The following is a 16,862-nucleotide window of genomic DNA, read 5'->3' on the forward strand; positions in this document are numbered from 1 at the left end:
CGGGTCATGACGCACTGTGAAATGCGTGCAGTCCCGCCCTTCCTGCTGCCCGGCGAAGCCGCCGCGGTGCTCAGCGACGCCGAACGCCTCCTGGACGGCGTGGAGCTGGCGCGGGCCAAGGCCATGGCGCCCGCCGCCGGGACGGCGTTCCTGGCCGGTCGTTTGGCCCAGCGGGACTTCGCCGCCAGCCTGCTGTCAGTGTCCGCCGCCGACCTCGCCACGGCCTACGGCTGCCCGCACTGCGGCACGGGCCCGGACCTGGGCCACGGCACGCCGGGGTACACCTACCGGGGTTCCCCCGTGCCCCTGGCCCTCAGCCTGTCCCGGGCCGGCGGCTGGACCCTGCTCGCGGCCGTGCCGGTTGCCGCACCGGGAACCCGCCTCGGGACAGACATCGAGGATCCTGCCCGCACCGGTTTCGACGGGTTCGACGGACTGGCGCTGGCACCTGCCGAACAGCTTGCGCTCCGGGGCGTCACGGCGGACCTCCTCCCTGCAGCCAGGGCAAGGTTGTGGGCCCGCAAAGAGGCCTGGCTGAAGATGACCGGCGAGGGACTCAGCAGGATGCCGTCCTCCCTTGACGTCCTGGAACGTCCCGGACTGATCGACCTTGGCCCCGCGGAAACCGGGCTTCCCGCCCACCTGGCCGCCGCCGTCGCGCTTTCCGTGCCCGCTCAGGACGCCGGCAATGGCGGCAGCGGCTCCTCGTAGAGCCACGGGTGCAGCAGGGATTCGGCATCCACGGCTGTTGCCCGGCTGACGGCCATGATGAAGTCCTGCGTCGTGACCGAGCCGTGCCGGTGGCTGGCGGTCCAGTCCTGCAGGACGGCAAAGAAGGCGAGGTCGCCTACGGCCATCCTGACGGCATGGACAGCCAGTGCTCCGCGTTTGTAGACGCGGTCATCGAACATCCGCCCAGGTCCGGGGTCTCCCACCAGGATGTCCTGCTCCTCGGCTGCCAGCCGGCGCCAGGCAGCCCCGGCCCGGTCCGCCACGGCCATGACGCCGGCTTCTTCGGACCAGATCCATTCCGCGTAGCAGGCAAAGCCCTCGTGCAGCCAGATGTCCTGCCAGCTGGCCGCCGTCAAGGCATTGCCAAACCATTGATGGGAGAGTTCGTGGGCGATCAGGCGCTGGGACTCCCAGTCCAGGCCCAGGTGGTTGGGGCCAAGGATGGACAATGCCTGCGCCTCAAGCGGGATTTCCAGTTCGTCCTCGGTGACCACTACGACGTACCCGGGAAAAGGGTAGGGGCCAAAGCAGCTGCTGAACGTGCGCATCATGGCCGGCTGGAGCGCCAGGCCGGCCCGTGCCCGGTCGGCCAGGGCGTGGGAGACGGCCACGGTCTGCGGAACGGGGGTGCCGTGCCGTCCGCTGTCCAGTTCCAGCAGAGCGTACCTGCCGATCTGCACGGTGGCCAGGTAGGCGGGCATGGGATCGGCTTGTTCATAGACCCAGGTTTCGCGGCTGGACCGGGCGGTGTGCGATTGCAGGACGCCGTTGCACACCACGCGGTAGTTCGCATCGGTGGTCACGGTGAACCGGTAGCTGGCTTTGTCCCCGAGGTGGTCGTTGCACGGGAACCAGGAGGGCGCCCCGTTGGGCTGCCCGGCCACCAGGACGCCGTCCGTGAGCTCCTCCCAGCCCACCTCACCCCAGAGGCCCCGACGTGGCCGCGGGTTGCCTTCGTAGCGCACCTCCAGCGTGAACGGCTGCCGGGCCTCGAAAGGGTTCTGCGCCGCAACCACGAGTTGCCCTGCCCGCTGGCTGAACCGAAGGGGCTTGCGGCCGTCCAGCAGCACTTTGGTGGCGCGCAGCCCGGCAAGGTCCAGCACAATGGCCGACGCCGGGACGCACGTGACGCCGTGCAGCACCGCCCTGCCGCTGAGCCGGTTGCTGGCCACCCGGTAGTCCAGGTCCAGTTCGTACCGCTCCACCCGGAAGGCGTTGGTCCCGGCGCCGGGCAGGTAAGGATCCGGGGCAGCGCCGCCGGCCTCGTTGACACTGCCGCGCGCGGATGATGCTGAAGAACTCATGGGGACCTTCGGTTGGCAGACGGCGATCCGGGGCCGCTCCAGGGACTGACGGGGTTGCCCATCCAGTACGTCGCGGCGGGAACTGCTTCGCCGCGCATCACCAGGGACGCCGGCCCCACTGTTCCGCCTGCGCCGACCCTGGCCTGGGGAAGGATGACCCCGTGCGGGCCCATGGTGGCCCCGTCCTCGAGCGTAACAGCGTCAATGCTCATCACCCGGTCATGGAACAGGTGCGTCTGCACCACGCAGCCCCGATTCACCGTGGAGTTGCGGCCAAGCGTCACCAGGTCGGCTTCGGGCAGCCAGTAGCTTTCACACCATGTGCCGCTGCCGATCTTCGCGCCGAGCGCACGCAGCCACCAGACCAGGGCCGGCGTGCCGGAAGCAGCCCGCGCAAACCATGGCGCGGACACCATCTCGATAAAGCTGTCCACTACTTCGTTGCGCCAGATGAACGAGCTCCAGAGCGGGTGCTCGCCGGGGCGGATCCGGCCCACCAGGATCCACTTGGCGACGACGGACGCGGCTGCGGCCACAAAGCCCGCCAGCAGCATGACCACGCCCGTGAGTACGGCTGCGGCGCCATAGCCCAGGGCTGCAGCGATCCAGTCGAAGGCCAGCATGGTGCCGGCAGCGATGGCCACCGTGAGCATGACCGGCACAAACCGGCCCAGCTCCCACAGGGTCCGGGCCACCTTCAGCTGCGCCGGGGGCTGGAAAGTGCGGGAACCGTCTGAGGCGATCGCGGTCCGCCGCAGCCGGACCGGCGGGCTTCCCAGCCAGGAGGTGCCCGCCTTGGCTTTTGCCGGCGTCGCGGACAGGACGGCCACCAGCGAGTTCTTGGGCACGTTCCGGCCGGCGGCGGTCATGCCGGAATTGCCGAGGAAGGACCGCTTGCCGATCTTGGCCGGTGCCACCCGCAACCAGCCGCCGTCGAGCTCGTAAGAGGCCACCATGGTGTCATCGGCCAGGAAGGCACCCTCTCCCACGGTGGTCATTTTCGGTATCAGCAGCACGGTGGAGGCCTCGACGTTCTTCCCGACCTTGGCGCCCAGCAGGCGAAGCCACACCGGGGTGAACAGGCTGGCGTAGATCGGGAACAGCAGGTCCCTGGCCAGGTCCAGCACCCGCTCGGTGGCCCAGATCTGCCATCCCACCCGGCTGCGGATCCGGTAGTAGCCCTCCGCGATCCCGATGGACAGCAGGCGCGTGGCAGCCAGCACCAGGACGGCGTTCACGGCAAACCACACCAGCGACGCGGGGGCAAGGGCCGGCACCAGCCGGGGGAGGGCTTCGGTGAGAGAGGTACTGCCCTGGATGAAGGCGAACGCGACCCACAGCGCGGCAGCGGCGGACACGTAAGGGATGACGGAAAGGCAAGCCGACGCCAGCGCGAAGCCGGCGAACCAGGCGCGTGCGGCAAACCTGCCTTGGGCTGCGGCATCCGGCACGCTGTGTTTGGCCTTGCCCTGCCGGCGCGCCGGAGACCCGGCCGCCAGCTGGCCTGCCTTGACCTTCCCCAGCACCGCGGAACCGGCTTCCACCTGCGCCCCGGCTCCGATCGAGGCGCCGGGCATCAGCGTGCTGCGTGCGCCCACGCTGGCTCCGCGGCCAATCCGGATGGCTCCAATATGGACATCGTCGCCGTCGATCCACCAGCCGGAGAGGTCCACTTCCGGTTCCACGTTGGCTCCGCTGCCCAGCGTCAGCATCCCGGTAACAGGAGGCAGCGAATGCAGCTGGACGTCCCGGCCGATCTTTGCACCCAGCGCCCGGGCGTAATACGGGACCCATGGCGCACTGGCGAGGCTGACGGCGCCGGCGAGGTCCTGGATCTGTTCGGCGAGCCACAACCGCAGGTGGACGCGCCCGGACCGCGGATAGATGCCCGGTTCCACCCCGCGCAGCAGGAACCGGGCCGCGCCGATGGCCAACAGCATCCGCCCCGCCGGGCTGACGAACACCAGCCAGGACACCGCCACCCACCACCACGAGACCGTGGGAGCGGCAGTGAACCCGGCAAGCCCGGACAACAGGTTGTTCAGGGCCATGACGTAGGTCAGCCACCGCATGCCCACCAGGATGTGCAGCGGCACACCCATCAGGGTCTGGAAAACCTGGGACTTCCTGGCAGTGGGCCGCACGGAGCGCTCCGGTGCCGGGACCGCCGGGCCGCCGGGACGGGACTGGCGTGCCACTTCCACCAGCGCACCGATCCGCGGCGTCGCGTAGATATCGGCCACGGTGATGGTGGGGTAGCGGACCCGCAGGGCCGAGACCAGCTGGGCGGCCGAGAGTGAACCGCCACCGTACGCGAAGAAATCGGCGTCCAGCGAGCTGACCGGGCTCCCCAGCACGTTGCTCCACTGCTCCACGATCCAGGCGGCGTCATCCGGAATATTCAGGGGGGCGGCGTTAGCCTCCGCGGCGCCAGCCCCGGCCAGCGGCCATGGGAGTTCGTGCCGGTTTACCTTGCCGCTGGTCTTGGTCGGCAGGGAGTCCACCACGGTGAGCATGGGAACCAGGGCCGCAGGCAGGCTTGTCGTCAGCTGCTCCCGGGCAATCGAAAGGTCAAGGACCACCCCGGCCGCCGGCGCCAGGTAGCCCACCAGGACGTGGTTTCCGGCGGCCGTGGTTTGGACTGCCGCGGCGCCGCCGGCCACCCCGGGAAGGGACTGGAGCGCGGCATCGATCTCGCCCAGCTCAATCCTGCGGCCGCCGAGCTTAACCTGTTCGTCGGCCCGGCCCTGGAAGACCAGGCCGGCCTGCTCGAAGCGCACCAGGTCACCCGACCGGTAGGCCCGGTCCCACCCCAGGGTGGGCATGGGCGCGTACTTCTCCGCGTCCTTGGCAGGATCGAGGTAGCGGGCCAGGCCAACGCCGCCGATGATGAGTTCGCCTACTTCGCCTTCGGCTACCGGTACCGCGTTCCCATCCACGATGGCCAGGTCCCAGCCGTCCAGCGGCAACCCGATCCGCACGGGACCGGGTGCACCCAGGGGCGCCGCGCAGGCCACCACCGTTGCTTCCGTTGGACCGTACGTGTTCCAGACTTCGCGGCCTTCAACGGCCAGGCGGCTGGCCAGCTCGGGCGGGCAGGCCTCGCCGCCGAATATGAGTAGCCGGACGTTCTCGAGCGATTCCGCCGGCCAGAGCGCAGCGAGGGTGGGCACGGTCGAAACGGCCGTGATGCCGTGGTTGATCAGCCAGGGGCCAAGGTCCATGCCGGTCCGGACCAGGGCGCGCGGTGCGGGCACCAGGCAGGCGCCTTGCCGCCAGGCGAGCCACATTTCCTCACAGGAAGCGTCGAAGGCGACCGACAGCCCGGCCAGGACCCGGTCCTGCGGACCGAGGGGTTCGTCCTGGAGGAAGATCCTTGCCTCCGCATCCACGAAGGCAGCGGCAGACCGGTGCCGGACCGCCACGCCCTTGGGTGTTCCGGTGGAGCCGGAGGTAAAGATGATCCAGGCGTCGTCGCCAGGTTCCGGGGGCCGTGCGCCTTTGAACGGGCCTTTCCGCCCCTGCCCGGCCGGCCCCGTCCCGATCGATGCGCCCGGCCTGATCGAACCGCCCTGCCCCAGGACGGCTGCCACGTTGGCCTCGCCGAACACCAGCCGTGCGCGTTCCTCGGGATCGTCGGCATCCACGGGAACATAAGCGGCTCCCACCAGGAGGACGGCGAGGATGGAGACGTAGAGTTCGCTGGTGCCGGACGGGATCCGGATGCCAATCCTGTCCCCGGCGCCGAACCCGGCCTGGTGCAGGCGGCGGCCGGTGGCGCGGACAGCGTCCAGCAGCTGCGCGTAGCTCAGTGAGGTACGGCCGTCGTCCAGCGCCGAGGCGTCGGGAAAGCGGGCCGCGGTGTCCTGCAGGATATCGATCAGCGTCCGGGCCGCCGGTGCAGCCGCGGCCCCCGGCAGCTGGGGCCCGTACAGGGCGACGTTCCTGCCGGCCCCACCTGCCGGGGGCACGGCTGCCGAGGCCGCAGGATCCTGGTGGACGGTGCTGGCCGGCGCTGCACCGGGATGGTCATCCCCGAAGGGGACCTGCTGCTGGGTCACCCGTGCATTTTCCCGGGAGAAGATGAACAAAAGGTGTCCGGCGCGCCCGAAACCGCCGTTTGCGGCGGCCCGGGCGTTTGCCCGGTGTTCACGTTGCCGGAGGTTACGGGACCAGGAGGACTTTGCCGGTGGTCTTCCTGCCCTCAAGGTCGCGGTGCGCGAGGGCTGCCTGCGACAAGGGGTAACGGGCCCCGACCCGCACCTTCAGGCTGCCCTCGGCCGCCGCTGCGAACACCTCGTCGGAGCGCCAGCGCCGTTCCGTGGCATCCCGGAGGTAGTGGCCCATCGTGGGGCGGGTCAGGAACAAGGAGCCGCCGGCGTTCAGGCGCTGCGGGTCGACGGGCGGGACGGGACCGGACGCGGCACCGAACAACACCAGCATCCCCCTGATGCGCAAGGCGGCAAGGGAACCGTCGAAGGTGTCTTTGCCCACGCCGTCGTACACCACGTCCACGCCGGTACTGCCCGTGATGTCCCTGACGTGCTCCGCGAATCCTTCGTAGCGGAGCACGTGGTCCGCGCCGGCGTCGCGCGCCAAGTCTTCCTTTTCGTCCGTGGACACCGTGGTGAACACCTCAGCGCCCCGTGCCTTAAGCAGCTGGATCAGCAGCAGTCCCACGCCTCCGGCGCCGGCATGGAGCAGGACCTTGTGGCCAGGTTCCACCTTGAAGGTGGAGTTCATCAGGTAGTGGGCAGTCATGCCCTGCAGGGGCAGCGCCGCGGCGGTAAAGACGTCCAGGCCCCTTGGTACCGGCAGCGCGGCGTCTTCGTCCACCAGCGCGTAGTCCGCGTAGCAGTTGATGCCCTCAGCCGTGGCAATCCGGTCGCCGACGGCAAATCCGGTCACCCCGTCTCCCACCGCCTCCACCGTGCCGGCGGCCTCGGTGCCGGGGGTGAAGGGGTACTGCACCTTGTAGGTGCCGCTGCGCTTGTAGGTATCGATGAAGTTCACGCCGGCCGCGCCCACCTTGAACAGCAGCTGCCCCGGGCCGGGCGTGGGGGGCTCAACCCCGGTATATTCAAGGACTTCCGGTCCGCCTGCCTGCCGTGCGAGGATTGCGTGCGTCATGGCGCTCCTTTCCCGGGTTCCGGTACCTCCGGCCCGGCTGCCGAAGTCCATCCTAGGGACACCTTGTGCCGGACGGACACGTATGCGGAACAACCGTCCCCGGATTGCGCATGTATAAATATCGACCCCATTGCATAATTATTGTTGTATGGTGGAGGCATGACTATTTCTGTTGCGGTTTCGGGAGCCAGCGGATACGCCGGGGGAGAGGTCCTCCGCCTCCTGGCCGGGCACCCCGGTGTGACCATCGGCGCAATTACGGCGCACAGCAACGCGGGCTCGCGGTTGGGGGAACTGCAGCCGCACCTGCACGGACTGGCAAGCCGGATCCTGGAAGACACCACGGTGGAGAACCTCTCCGGCCACGACGTCGTCTTCCTTGCCCTCCCGCATGGCGCTTCCGCCGAAATCGCCGCCCAGCTTCCGGAAGGAACGGTCGTCATTGATGCCGGAGCCGACCACCGGCTCGAGGACCCCGCGGCCTGGGAGAAGTTCTACGGTTCCGCCCACGCCGGCACCTGGCCGTACGGACTTCCGGAGTTGCCCGGCCAGCGCGAGGCCCTGAAGGGTGCCAGGCGCATCGCCGTCCCCGGCTGCTATCCCACCTCCGCCCTGCTGGCGCTCACTCCCGGGTTCGCAGCCCACCTGCTGGAGCCCGACGACGTCGTCATCGTTTCCGCCTCCGGCACCTCCGGCGCGGGCAAGGCGGCCAAGGCCAACCTCATCGGCTCCGAAGTGATGGGATCCATGAGCCCGTACGGAGTGGGCGGCGGACACCGGCACACACCGGAAATCGAGCAGGGACTGTCCAACGCGGCGGGGGAGCAGGTCACGGTGTCCTTCACCCCCACGCTGGCTCCGATGAGCCGCGGAATCCTCACCACCGCCACGGCCAAGGTCAAGGCCGGCACCACCGCGACGCAGCTGCGCCAGGCCTGGACGGACGCGTACGACGACGAGCCGTTCGTCCATGTCCTGCCGGAAGGCCAGTGGCCAGCCACCAAGTCCGTCCAGGGCTCCAACCACGCCGCCATGCAGCTCGCCCTCGACCCCCACACCGGGCGCGTGATCGTGACCTGCGTGATTGACAACCTCACCAAGGGCACCGCCGGCGGCGCCGTCCAGTCCATGAACATCGCACTCGGCCTGCCGGAAACCGACGGCCTCAACCTGCAGGGAGTAGCCCCGTGACCATCACCGCACCCCAGGGATTCCGGGCAGCCGGCGTCACCGCCGGCCTCAAGGCTTCCGGCAACCCGGACCTCGCCCTCGTGGTCAACGACGGCCCGGCCAAGGCCGCGGCCGCCGTGTTCACCAGCAACCGGGTGGCAGCGGCTCCGGTCCACTGGTCCCGCCAGGTGGTCTCCGACGGCCGCGTTGACGCCGTGATCCTTAATTCCGGCGGCGCCAACGCCTGCACCGGCCCCACCGGCTTCCAGAACACCCACAGCACCGCGGAGAAAGTGGCAGAGGTCCTGGGGATTTCGGCCACCGACGTCTTTGTCTGCTCCACCGGCCTGATCGGTGAACAGCTGCCCATGGACAAGATCCTCCCGGGCGTCGAAGCGGCGGCGGCAGCATTGAGCGCCGACGGCGGTCCGGCGGCGGGCACCGCGATCATGACCACCGACAGCGTTCCCAAATCGGCGCTGTTCATCGGCACCGACGCCGACGGCCAGGAGTTCAGCATCGGCGGCATCGCCAAGGGTGCCGGCATGCTGGCCCCCGGCCTGGCCACCATGCTGGTAGTCCTCACCACCGACGCCGCCGTCGAATCCGAAATGCTCGACGTCGTCCTGCGGGACGCCACCCGCGTCACCTTCGACCGCGCCGACTCCGACGGCTGCATGTCCACCAACGACACCGTGGTCCTGCTGGCCTCCGGCGCGTCCGGGGCCGTACCTTCCGCAGCGGACTTCGGTGCCGGCCTCACCCAGGTCTGCGCCGAACTGGCCCGCAAACTGATCGCCGACGCCGAGGGTGCCAGCCACGACATCGCCATCCGCACCTTCAATGCCGCCAGCGAAGCGGACGCCGAAACGGTCAGCCGTTCCGTGGCCCGCTCCAACCTGTTCAAGGCCGCCATCTTTGGCAAGGACCCGAACTGGGGCCGCGTGCTGTCCGCCGTGGGCACTACGGACGCTGCGTTTGATCCGGACAAGCTCAACGTGGCCATGAACGGGATCCAGATCTGCCGCAACGGCAGCATCGGCGACGACCGGAGCCTGGTGGACCTGGAACCGCGCGAGGTCCTGGTGGAGATCGACCTGCAGGCAGGCGACGCCGAAGCCACCATCTGGACCAACGACCTCACCCACGACTACGTCCACGAGAACAGCGCCTACTCCAGCTAGGAGCTCCTGCTCCCGGCAGGAACCGCTGCGGAAAGTGACAGCATGAACACCCAGACGCGTGAAACCACCAGCATGTCCGCTGCCCAGGACAAGGCCGCCACCCTGATCGAGGCACTGCCCTGGATCCAGCGGTTCGCAGGCACCACCATGGTGATCAAGTACGGCGGCAACGCCATGGTCAACGACGAACTCCGCCGGGCCTTCGCCGAGGACATCGTCTTCCTGCACCACGTGGGTATCCACCCGGTGGTGGTCCACGGCGGCGGCCCCCAGATCAACTCCATGCTGGGCCGGCTGGGCATCGAATCCGAGTTCAAAGGCGGCCTGCGCGTCACCACCCCGGAAGCCATGGACGTGGTCCGCATGGTCCTCACCGGCCAGGTGGGGCGCGAACTGGTGGGCCTGATCAACTCCCACGGGCCCTACGCCGTCGGCATGTCCGGCGAAGACGGCGGGCTGCTGCGCGCCGTCCGCACCGGCACCGTGGTGGACGGCGAAGACATCGACCTCGGGCTCGTGGGCGAGGTGGTCGGCGTCGACCCCGCGGGCATCGTGGACATCCTGGCCGCCGGCCGCATCCCGGTGATTTCCACCGTCGCCCCGGAGATTGTCGACGGCGGGGAGAACGTGCCAGGTGCCGGGCGTTTCCAGCCCACCGGCCAGGTCCTGAACGTCAACGCGGACACCGCGGCCGCCGCCGTCGCCTCGGCACTGGGCGCCTCCAAGCTGGTCATCCTGACCGACGTCGAAGGCCTGTATGCCAACTGGCCGGACAAGTCCTCCCTGATTTCATCGCTGACGGCCTCCGAGCTCCGGAAGATGCTGCCCCGGCTCGAATCGGGCATGATCCCCAAGATGGCCGCGTGCCTGAAGGCCATCGACGAGGGCGTGGAGCGCGCGCACATCGTGGACGGGCGCCTGCCCCACTCCATGCTTCTTGAAACATTTACGACGGCGGGCATCGGCACCCAGGTGGTCCCGGACGAGGAGAACAACGCATGAGTAAGCACACCGCAGAGGTTGAGCTTGTCGAAACCCCGGTGGCCGAACTGGTGCAAACCACGGGCCACGCGGGCTCCGAGTGGCTCTCCCGCTACTCCACCTCGCTGATGAACGTCTTCGGCACGCCCCAGCGCGTCCTGGTCCGCGGCGCCGGCTGCCTGGTGTGGGACGCCGACGGCAAGGAATACCTGGACCTGCTCGGCGGTATCGCCGTCAACGCCCTCGGCCACGCCCACCCCTTCGTGACATCAGTCATCGCCAGCCAGCTGGCAACCCTGGGCCATGTCTCGAACTTCTTCACCAGCCCCACGCAGGTGGCCTTGGCGGAGAAACTTTTGGAGCTCACCCACGCCCCTGCCGGGTCCAAGGTGTTCTTCAGCAACTCCGGCACGGAAGCGAACGAGGCAGCGTTCAAGCTTGCCCGCCGCAACACCGGCGCCGGCGACACCAAGCGGAGCAAAATCATCGCCCTCGAAGGCGCTTTTCATGGCCGGACCATGGGTGCCCTGGCGCTGACCGCCAAGGAAGCCTACCGGGCACCGTTCGAACCGCTGCCCGGCGGCGTGGTGCACATTCCGTTCGGCGACATCGCTGCGCTGCAGGCAGCAGTGGATGACACCGTTGCCGCCGTCTTCCTGGAGCCCATCCAGGGCGAGGCCGGCGTCCGGCCGCTGCCCCCGGGCTACCTGCAGGCTGCCCGTGAGGCCACCACCAAGGCGGGAGCACTCCTGATCCTCGACGAGGTCCAGACCGGCATCGGGCGGACCGGCAAGTGGCTGGCCAGCGAAGACGCCGGGATCGTCCCCGACGCCGTCACCCTGGCCAAGGGCCTCGGCGGCGGATTCCCCATCGGCGCCCTGATCACCATGGGTGAGAAGACGTCGTCGTTGCTGTCCGCCGGCCAGCACGGCACCACGTTCGGCGGCAACCCGGTGGCCACGGCGGCCGCCCTGGCCACCCTCCACGCGCTCGAAAGCCAGGACGTCCTGGCCAACGCCACCGCGGTGGGTGCGCACCTGCGCTCCGCACTGGCCGCGGTCCCCGGCGTCACCGAGGTCCGGGGTGAAGGGCTGCTGGTCGGCTTCGACCTCGACGCCGACGTCGCCCCCGCCGTCGTGCAGGCCGCCCTCGACGCAGGCTTCATCGTCAACAGCCCCGGCCCGCGCACCATCCGCCTCGCACCCCCGCTGATCCTCACCACAGCCCAGGCGGACACCTTCCTCGCCGCTTTCCCGGCAATCCTCCAGACAGCTAAGGACGCCCAGTGACCACCGCAACCCGGCACTTCCTCAAGGACACCGACCTCAGCCCCGCCGAGCAGGCAGAGGTCCTGGAACTCGCAGCCCGGATGAAGGCCGCTCCGTACAGCGTCCAGCCGTTCGCCGCTGAGCGCAGCGGACGCAAGACCGTGGCCGTCATCTTCGACAAGACCTCCACCCGGACCCGCGTCTCGTTCGCCACGGGCATCGCCGACATGGGTGGCAATGCCCTGATCATCAATCCCGGCGAGGCGCAGATCGGGCACAAGGAATCCGTGGAGGACACCGCCAAGGTCCTCGAACGGATGGTGTCCACCATCGTGTGGCGCACCGGCGCGCACTCCGGGCTGGTGGCCATGGCTGCCAACTCCAAAGTCCCGGTCATCAATGCCCTGTGCGATGACTACCACCCTTGCCAGCTCCTGGCCGACCTCCTCGCCGTCAAGGAGCACAAGGGCGAACTGAAGGGGCTCACCATGAGCTACCTCGGCGACGCCGCCAACAACATGGCCAACTCCTACCTGCTGGCCGGCGTCACGGCCGGGATGCACGTCCGCATTGCCGGGCCGGAAGGCTACCTGCCGGCCGCGGACATCGTGGCGGCCGCGAAGGAACGGGCGGCCGAAACCGGCGGTTCCGTGCTGGTCACCACCGATGCGAAGGAAGCCCTGCAGGGAGCGGACGTGGTGGCCACCGACACGTGGGTTTCCATGGGGCAGGAAGCCGAGAAGGAAGCACGGCTCCAGCTGTTCCGGGACTACTCCGTCGATTCGGACGCCCTGGCACTCGCCGCGGAAGACGCCGTCGTGCTCCACTGCCTGCCTGCCTATCGCGGTTACGAAATCTCAGCGGACGTCATCGACGGACCCCAGTCCATCGTCTGGGACGAGGCGGAAAACCGCCTGCACGCCCAGAAGGCCCTGATGGCCTGGCTGATGCACCGGTCCGGCCTGGCCGTCGTTGACGGCCTTTCCCCCGTTGAAGGTGCCGGGGAGAGCACGTTCCAGTGACCGCCCAGCCGTCCTCCCCGGGCAGCAGCCCGGCCACCAAGACCGCCCGGCAGGCACGCATCACCGCCATCCTTACCGGGCAGTCCGTTCGTTCGCAGGCTGAGCTTGCGGCGCTGCTGGCGGACGACGGCGTGCAGGTCACCCAGGCAACCCTGTCCCGGGACCTGGTGGAACTGGGTGCGGTCCGCGTCCGTGGCAAGGAAGGCGTCCTGGTGTACGCCGTCCCCGGCGAAGGCGGTGAACGGGCCGCGAAGAGCGGCGTCACGCAGGAAATCCTGGACGCGCGGCTGGCCCGGCTGTGCAGCGAACTGCTGGTCACGGCGGAAGCCTCCGCCAACATCGCCGTCCTGCGGACCCCGCCCGGTGCCGCGAACTTCCTGGCCCTGGCCATCGACCACTCGGTGATGCCATCCATCCTGGGCACCATCGCAGGGGACGACACCGTCCTGCTGGTGTCACGCGATCCGCTGGGCGGCCCGGACCTCGCAGCCCGCTTCCTGCAACTGGCCGAGGAAGCCGGGCAATAAGCTTGACGTCAGAACATCAACCAACCCCAACAAGGAGCATTTAAAGTGACTGAACGCATTGTGCTGGCCTACTCCGGCGGCCTGGACACGTCAGTAGCCATCGGCTGGATCGGTGAAGCCACCGGTGCCGAGGTCATCGCCGTGGCGGTCGACGTCGGACAGGGCGGCGAATCTCTGGAAACCATCCGCCAGCGCGCCCTCGGTTGCGGCGCCGTCGAGGCCTACGTCGCAGACGCCTCGGACGAGTTCGCCAACGAATACTGCGTGCCCACGCTGAAGGCCAACGCCCTGTACCAGGGCCACTACCCGCTGGTGTCCGCCATTTCCCGCCCGGTGATCGTCAAGCACCTGGTGAAGGCCGCCCGCGAATTCGGCGCCACCACCGTGGCCCACGGCTGCACCGGCAAGGGCAACGACCAGGTCCGCTTCGAAGTGGGCATCCAGACCCTCGGCCCGGACCTGAAGTGCATCGCCCCGGTCCGCGACCTCGCCCTGACCCGCGACAAGGCCATCGCCTTCGCCGAGGAAAAGGGACTGCCCATCGAGACCACCAAGAAGAACCCGTACTCGATCGACCAGAACGTCTGGGGCCGCGCCGTGGAAACCGGCTACCTCGAGGACATCTGGAACGCCCCCACCAAGGACATCTACGACTACACCGCCACCCCGGAGTTCCCGCCGGCACCGGATGAAGTCACCATCTCCTTCGAGGCAGGCGTCCCCGTCGCGATCGACGGCGTCAAGGTCACCCCGCTGCAGGCCATCAAGGAACTCAACCGCCGCGCCGGTGCCCAGGGCGTGGGCCGCATCGACGTCGTCGAGGACCGCCTGGTGGGCATCAAGTCCCGCGAAATCTACGAGGCCCCCGGTGCCATGGCGCTGATCACCGCGCACAAGCACCTGGAGGACATCACCATCGAGCGCGAGCAGGCCCGCTTCAAGGCCACCGTTGGCCAGCGCTGGGCCGAACTTGTCTACGACGGACAGTGGTTCTCCCCGCTCAAGCGCTCCCTGGACGCCTTCATCGAGGACACCCAGAAGTACGTCTCCGGCGACATCCGCATGACCCTCCACGGTGGCCAGGCCATCGTCAACGGCCGCCGCTCCGACACCTCGCTGTACGACTTCTCGCTGGCCACCTACGACACCGGCGACACCTTCGACCAGTCCCAGGCCAAGGGCTTCATCGAGCTGTGGGGCATGTCCGCCAAGGTTGCCTCCGGCCGCGACATCCGCGTCGCAGGAAAGTAGCCCGGATGGCTGAGCAGAATTCCAAGCAGGGCCCACGAGCGCAGGGGTCCCCGGCCGAGCGCAGCGAGGTTGGGGTGCGCTCGGGGACGAACACGGGTGCGTTGTGGGGCGGCCGGTTCGCCGGCGGCCCCGCGGACGCCCTCGCGGCGCTGAGCAAGTCCACGCACTTCGACTGGCGCCTGGCCCGTTACGACGTAGCCGGCTCCAAGGCGCACGCGCGCGTGCTGCACAAGGCCGGACTGCTTGACGACGGCGAGCTGGCGGGAATGCTGGATGCCCTGGACCGCCTGGACGCGGACGTCGCCTCCGGCGCGTACACTCCGGCCGAGTCCGACGAGGACGTGCACGGTTCGCTGGAACGCGGCCTGATCGAGCGCGCCGGTGCCCAGCTCGGCGGCAAGCTCCGCGCCGGCCGGTCGCGTAACGACCAGGTGGCCACTTTGGGCCGGATGTTCCTGCGCGACCATGCACGGATCATTGCCCGGGGCGTCCTGGCAACAGTGGATGCCCTGGTGGAGCAGGCCAAGGCGCACCACGGTGTTGCCATGCCGGGCCGCACCCACCTGCAGCACGCCCAGCCGGTCCTGCTCAGCCACCACCTGCTGGCCCACGCCTGGGCACTGCTGCGCGACGTGCAGCGGCTCCAGGACTGGGACAAGCGGGCCGGGGTCTCGCCCTACGGCTCCGGTGCGCTGGCCGGCTCCTCGTTGGGGCTGGACCCCGAAGCGGTGGCGGCTGACCTTGGGTTCTACTCGGCCACGCACAACTCGATCGACGGCACCGCGTCCCGCGACGTCTTCGCCGAGTTCGCCTGGGTTTGCTCGATGATCGGCGTGGACCTGTCCCGGATCTCCGAGGAAGTGATCTTCTGGGCCACGAAGGAGTTCTCCTTCGTCACCCTGCACGATTCCTATTCCACCGGCTCCTCGATCATGCCGCAGAAGAAGAACCCGGACGTGGCAGAGCTGGCCCGCGGCAAGGCAGGGCGCCTGATCGGCAACCTGACCGGGCTGCTGGCCACGCTTAAGGGCCTGCCGCTCGCGTACAACCGCGACCTGCAGGAGGACAAGGAACCGGTGTTTGACGCCGCCGACACCCTGGAGCTGTTGCTCCCGGCCGTCTCCGGCATGATCGCCACCCTAAAGTTCAATACGGAACGGATGGAGTCCCTGGCCCCGCAGGGTTTCGCTCTGGCCACGGACATCGCCGAGTGGCTGGTCCGCCAGGGCGTGCCGTTCCGCGAGGCGCACGAGCTCTCCGGTGCCGCGGTCAAGCAGGCCGAGTCCCGCGGCGTTGAGCTGTGGGATCTGACGGATGAGGAGTACGCCGCCATTTCGGAGCACCTCACGCCGGAGGTCCGCACGGTCCTGTCCACGGAAGGTTCGCTGAACAGCCGCAACTCCCAGGGCGGCACGGCACCGGCCGCCGTCGAACGCCAGCTTGTCGCCCTGGAGGGTGAACTCGCGGACGTCCGGGCGTACGCCGGCTGAAACGCCCGCTCACTTCCTGCCGGTTTTGGGGCGAACGCCCGCTCACTTCCTGCAGGTTTTGGGCCAACGCCCGCTCACTTTCTTTACGGAAGTGAGCGGGCGTTTCGTTTTATAGGGCAGAAAGTGAGCGGGCGTTGGTAGTTCCACTGCAATATCTGAGCGGGCGTCGGGGGTAGGTGTGGGTGGTTGGGCTTGCTGAAACCCGCATGTGGCTAGGCTGGGTCCATGAGCGAAACGTTCCGGAAGTTCCTTCGCACGCTGCCCGATTTCCCGGCCGACCTGCCCGCCTTCCATCCCGGCAGTGCCCCGCAGGATCCGGCTTTGCTCTTCAAACAATGGCTGGACGAGGCCTTGGACGCGGGGGAGCAGCAGCCGCACGCGTTCAGCCTCGCCACGGTGGATGCCGCGTCCGGCGGTGGCCCGCAGCCTTCCTCCCGGATGCTGATCCTGAAGAACATCGACGACGACGGCTGGCACTTCGCCACGTCCCGCACCTCCCGCAAGGGCAGGGAACTCACGGCGGAACCGAGGGCTGCGATGAACTTTTACTGGCCACGCCTGGGCCGCCAGGTCCGGCTCGCCGGGACGGTGACCGGTCTCTCCGCCGAAGCCTCCAGCCTCGACTGGCACGAACGGCCCCGCGCAGACGGCACCGAAAACCCGAACTGGCAGCTCTATGCACTCCAGCCTCGCGAGATTGAGTTCTGGCAGGCAGCCGCCGACGGCCGGCACGTCCGGCACCGCGTTGGACCGGACGGAACACCGCTGGAATAGCCGCCGCCGCGCCGGGCCCTCCGCTAGGC

The 16,862-nt window shown here is 68.8% G+C and carries 13 protein-coding genes; 10 read left to right on the forward strand and 3 right to left on the reverse strand.

Annotated elements, in window-relative coordinates:
* The first annotated feature begins 6 nt into the window (after positions 1-6).
* A complete protein-coding gene (locus AC4EEV_RS18635; RefSeq protein ID WP_491329695.1) occupies positions 7-711 on the forward strand; it encodes a 4'-phosphopantetheinyl transferase family protein in 705 nt (234 codons plus the stop codon).
* On the opposite strand, the gene AC4EEV_RS18640 is transcribed toward AC4EEV_RS18635, so the two are convergent.
* The 3 genes from AC4EEV_RS18640 to AC4EEV_RS18650 all read right to left on the reverse strand — a co-directional run bounded on the left by AC4EEV_RS18640 (position 675) and on the right by AC4EEV_RS18650 (position 7,166).
* Positions 675-2,036 carry a M1 family metallopeptidase gene (locus tag AC4EEV_RS18640; RefSeq protein WP_491329696.1) on the reverse strand — a complete coding sequence of 454 codons (1,362 nt, stop codon included), beginning with the start codon at positions 2,034-2,036 and terminating at the stop codon, positions 675-677. The two genes, AC4EEV_RS18635 and AC4EEV_RS18640, sit on opposite strands and share 37 nt — an antisense overlap.
* Positions 2,033-6,007, reverse strand: a complete 3,975-nt coding sequence (locus AC4EEV_RS18645) for a Pls/PosA family non-ribosomal peptide synthetase (RefSeq protein WP_491330912.1) — start codon at positions 6,005-6,007, stop codon at positions 2,033-2,035. The genes AC4EEV_RS18640 and AC4EEV_RS18645 overlap by 4 nt, the downstream gene beginning before the upstream one ends.
* Before the next feature lie 193 nt (positions 6,008-6,200).
* Complete coding sequence (locus AC4EEV_RS18650; RefSeq protein WP_491329697.1) at positions 6,201-7,166, reverse strand: quinone oxidoreductase family protein; 966 nt, start codon at positions 7,164-7,166, stop codon at positions 6,201-6,203.
* A 159-nt stretch (positions 7,167-7,325) separates the two neighbouring features.
* On the opposite strand from AC4EEV_RS18650, the gene argC reads away from it, so the two are divergent.
* From argC to AC4EEV_RS18695, 9 genes are all read left to right on the forward strand, one after another.
* The gene (gene argC, locus AC4EEV_RS18655; RefSeq protein ID WP_491329698.1) at positions 7,326-8,357 is read left to right on the forward strand and encodes an N-acetyl-gamma-glutamyl-phosphate reductase; all 1,032 of its coding nucleotides are present in this window, start codon (positions 7,326-7,328) and stop codon (positions 8,355-8,357) included.
* Entirely contained in the window at positions 8,354-9,520 is a 1,167-nt protein-coding gene (argJ, locus tag AC4EEV_RS18660) for a bifunctional glutamate N-acetyltransferase/amino-acid acetyltransferase ArgJ (protein ID WP_491329699.1), read from the forward strand. Before argC ends, argJ begins: the two co-directional genes overlap by 4 nt.
* Before the next feature lie 42 nt (positions 9,521-9,562).
* Positions 9,563-10,522, forward strand: coding sequence for an acetylglutamate kinase (argB, locus tag AC4EEV_RS18665; RefSeq protein ID WP_285320619.1), 960 nt, complete (start codon positions 9,563-9,565; stop codon positions 10,520-10,522).
* The gene (locus AC4EEV_RS18670; RefSeq protein WP_285320620.1) at positions 10,519-11,790 is read left to right on the forward strand and encodes an acetylornithine transaminase; all 1,272 of its coding nucleotides are present in this window, start codon (positions 10,519-10,521) and stop codon (positions 11,788-11,790) included. Before argB ends, AC4EEV_RS18670 begins: the two co-directional genes overlap by 4 nt.
* On the forward strand, positions 11,787-12,791 hold the full coding sequence (gene argF / locus AC4EEV_RS18675; RefSeq protein WP_109044876.1) for an ornithine carbamoyltransferase: 1,005 nt from the start codon (positions 11,787-11,789) through the stop codon (positions 12,789-12,791). Before AC4EEV_RS18670 ends, argF begins: the two co-directional genes overlap by 4 nt.
* Positions 12,788-13,318: an arginine repressor gene (locus tag AC4EEV_RS18680; protein WP_018763591.1), complete on the forward strand. Its 531-nt coding sequence runs from the start codon at positions 12,788-12,790 to the stop codon at positions 13,316-13,318. The genes argF and AC4EEV_RS18680 overlap by 4 nt, the downstream gene beginning before the upstream one ends.
* Before the next feature lie 45 nt (positions 13,319-13,363).
* Positions 13,364-14,569 carry an argininosuccinate synthase gene (locus tag AC4EEV_RS18685; RefSeq protein WP_018763590.1) on the forward strand — a complete coding sequence of 402 codons (1,206 nt, stop codon included), beginning with the start codon at positions 13,364-13,366 and terminating at the stop codon, positions 14,567-14,569.
* Positions 14,570-14,574: 5 nt separating this feature from the next.
* The gene (gene argH / locus AC4EEV_RS18690; protein ID WP_491329700.1) at positions 14,575-16,059 is read left to right on the forward strand and encodes an argininosuccinate lyase; all 1,485 of its coding nucleotides are present in this window, start codon (positions 14,575-14,577) and stop codon (positions 16,057-16,059) included.
* Between the two features lie 225 nt (positions 16,060-16,284).
* Positions 16,285-16,833, forward strand: a complete 549-nt coding sequence (locus AC4EEV_RS18695) for a pyridoxine/pyridoxamine 5'-phosphate oxidase (RefSeq protein ID WP_109044874.1) — start codon at positions 16,285-16,287, stop codon at positions 16,831-16,833.
* The last annotated feature ends 29 nt before the right edge of the window (positions 16,834-16,862 follow it).

The sequence above is a fragment of the Pseudarthrobacter sp. MOO14 genome (genome assembly GCF_058267675.1).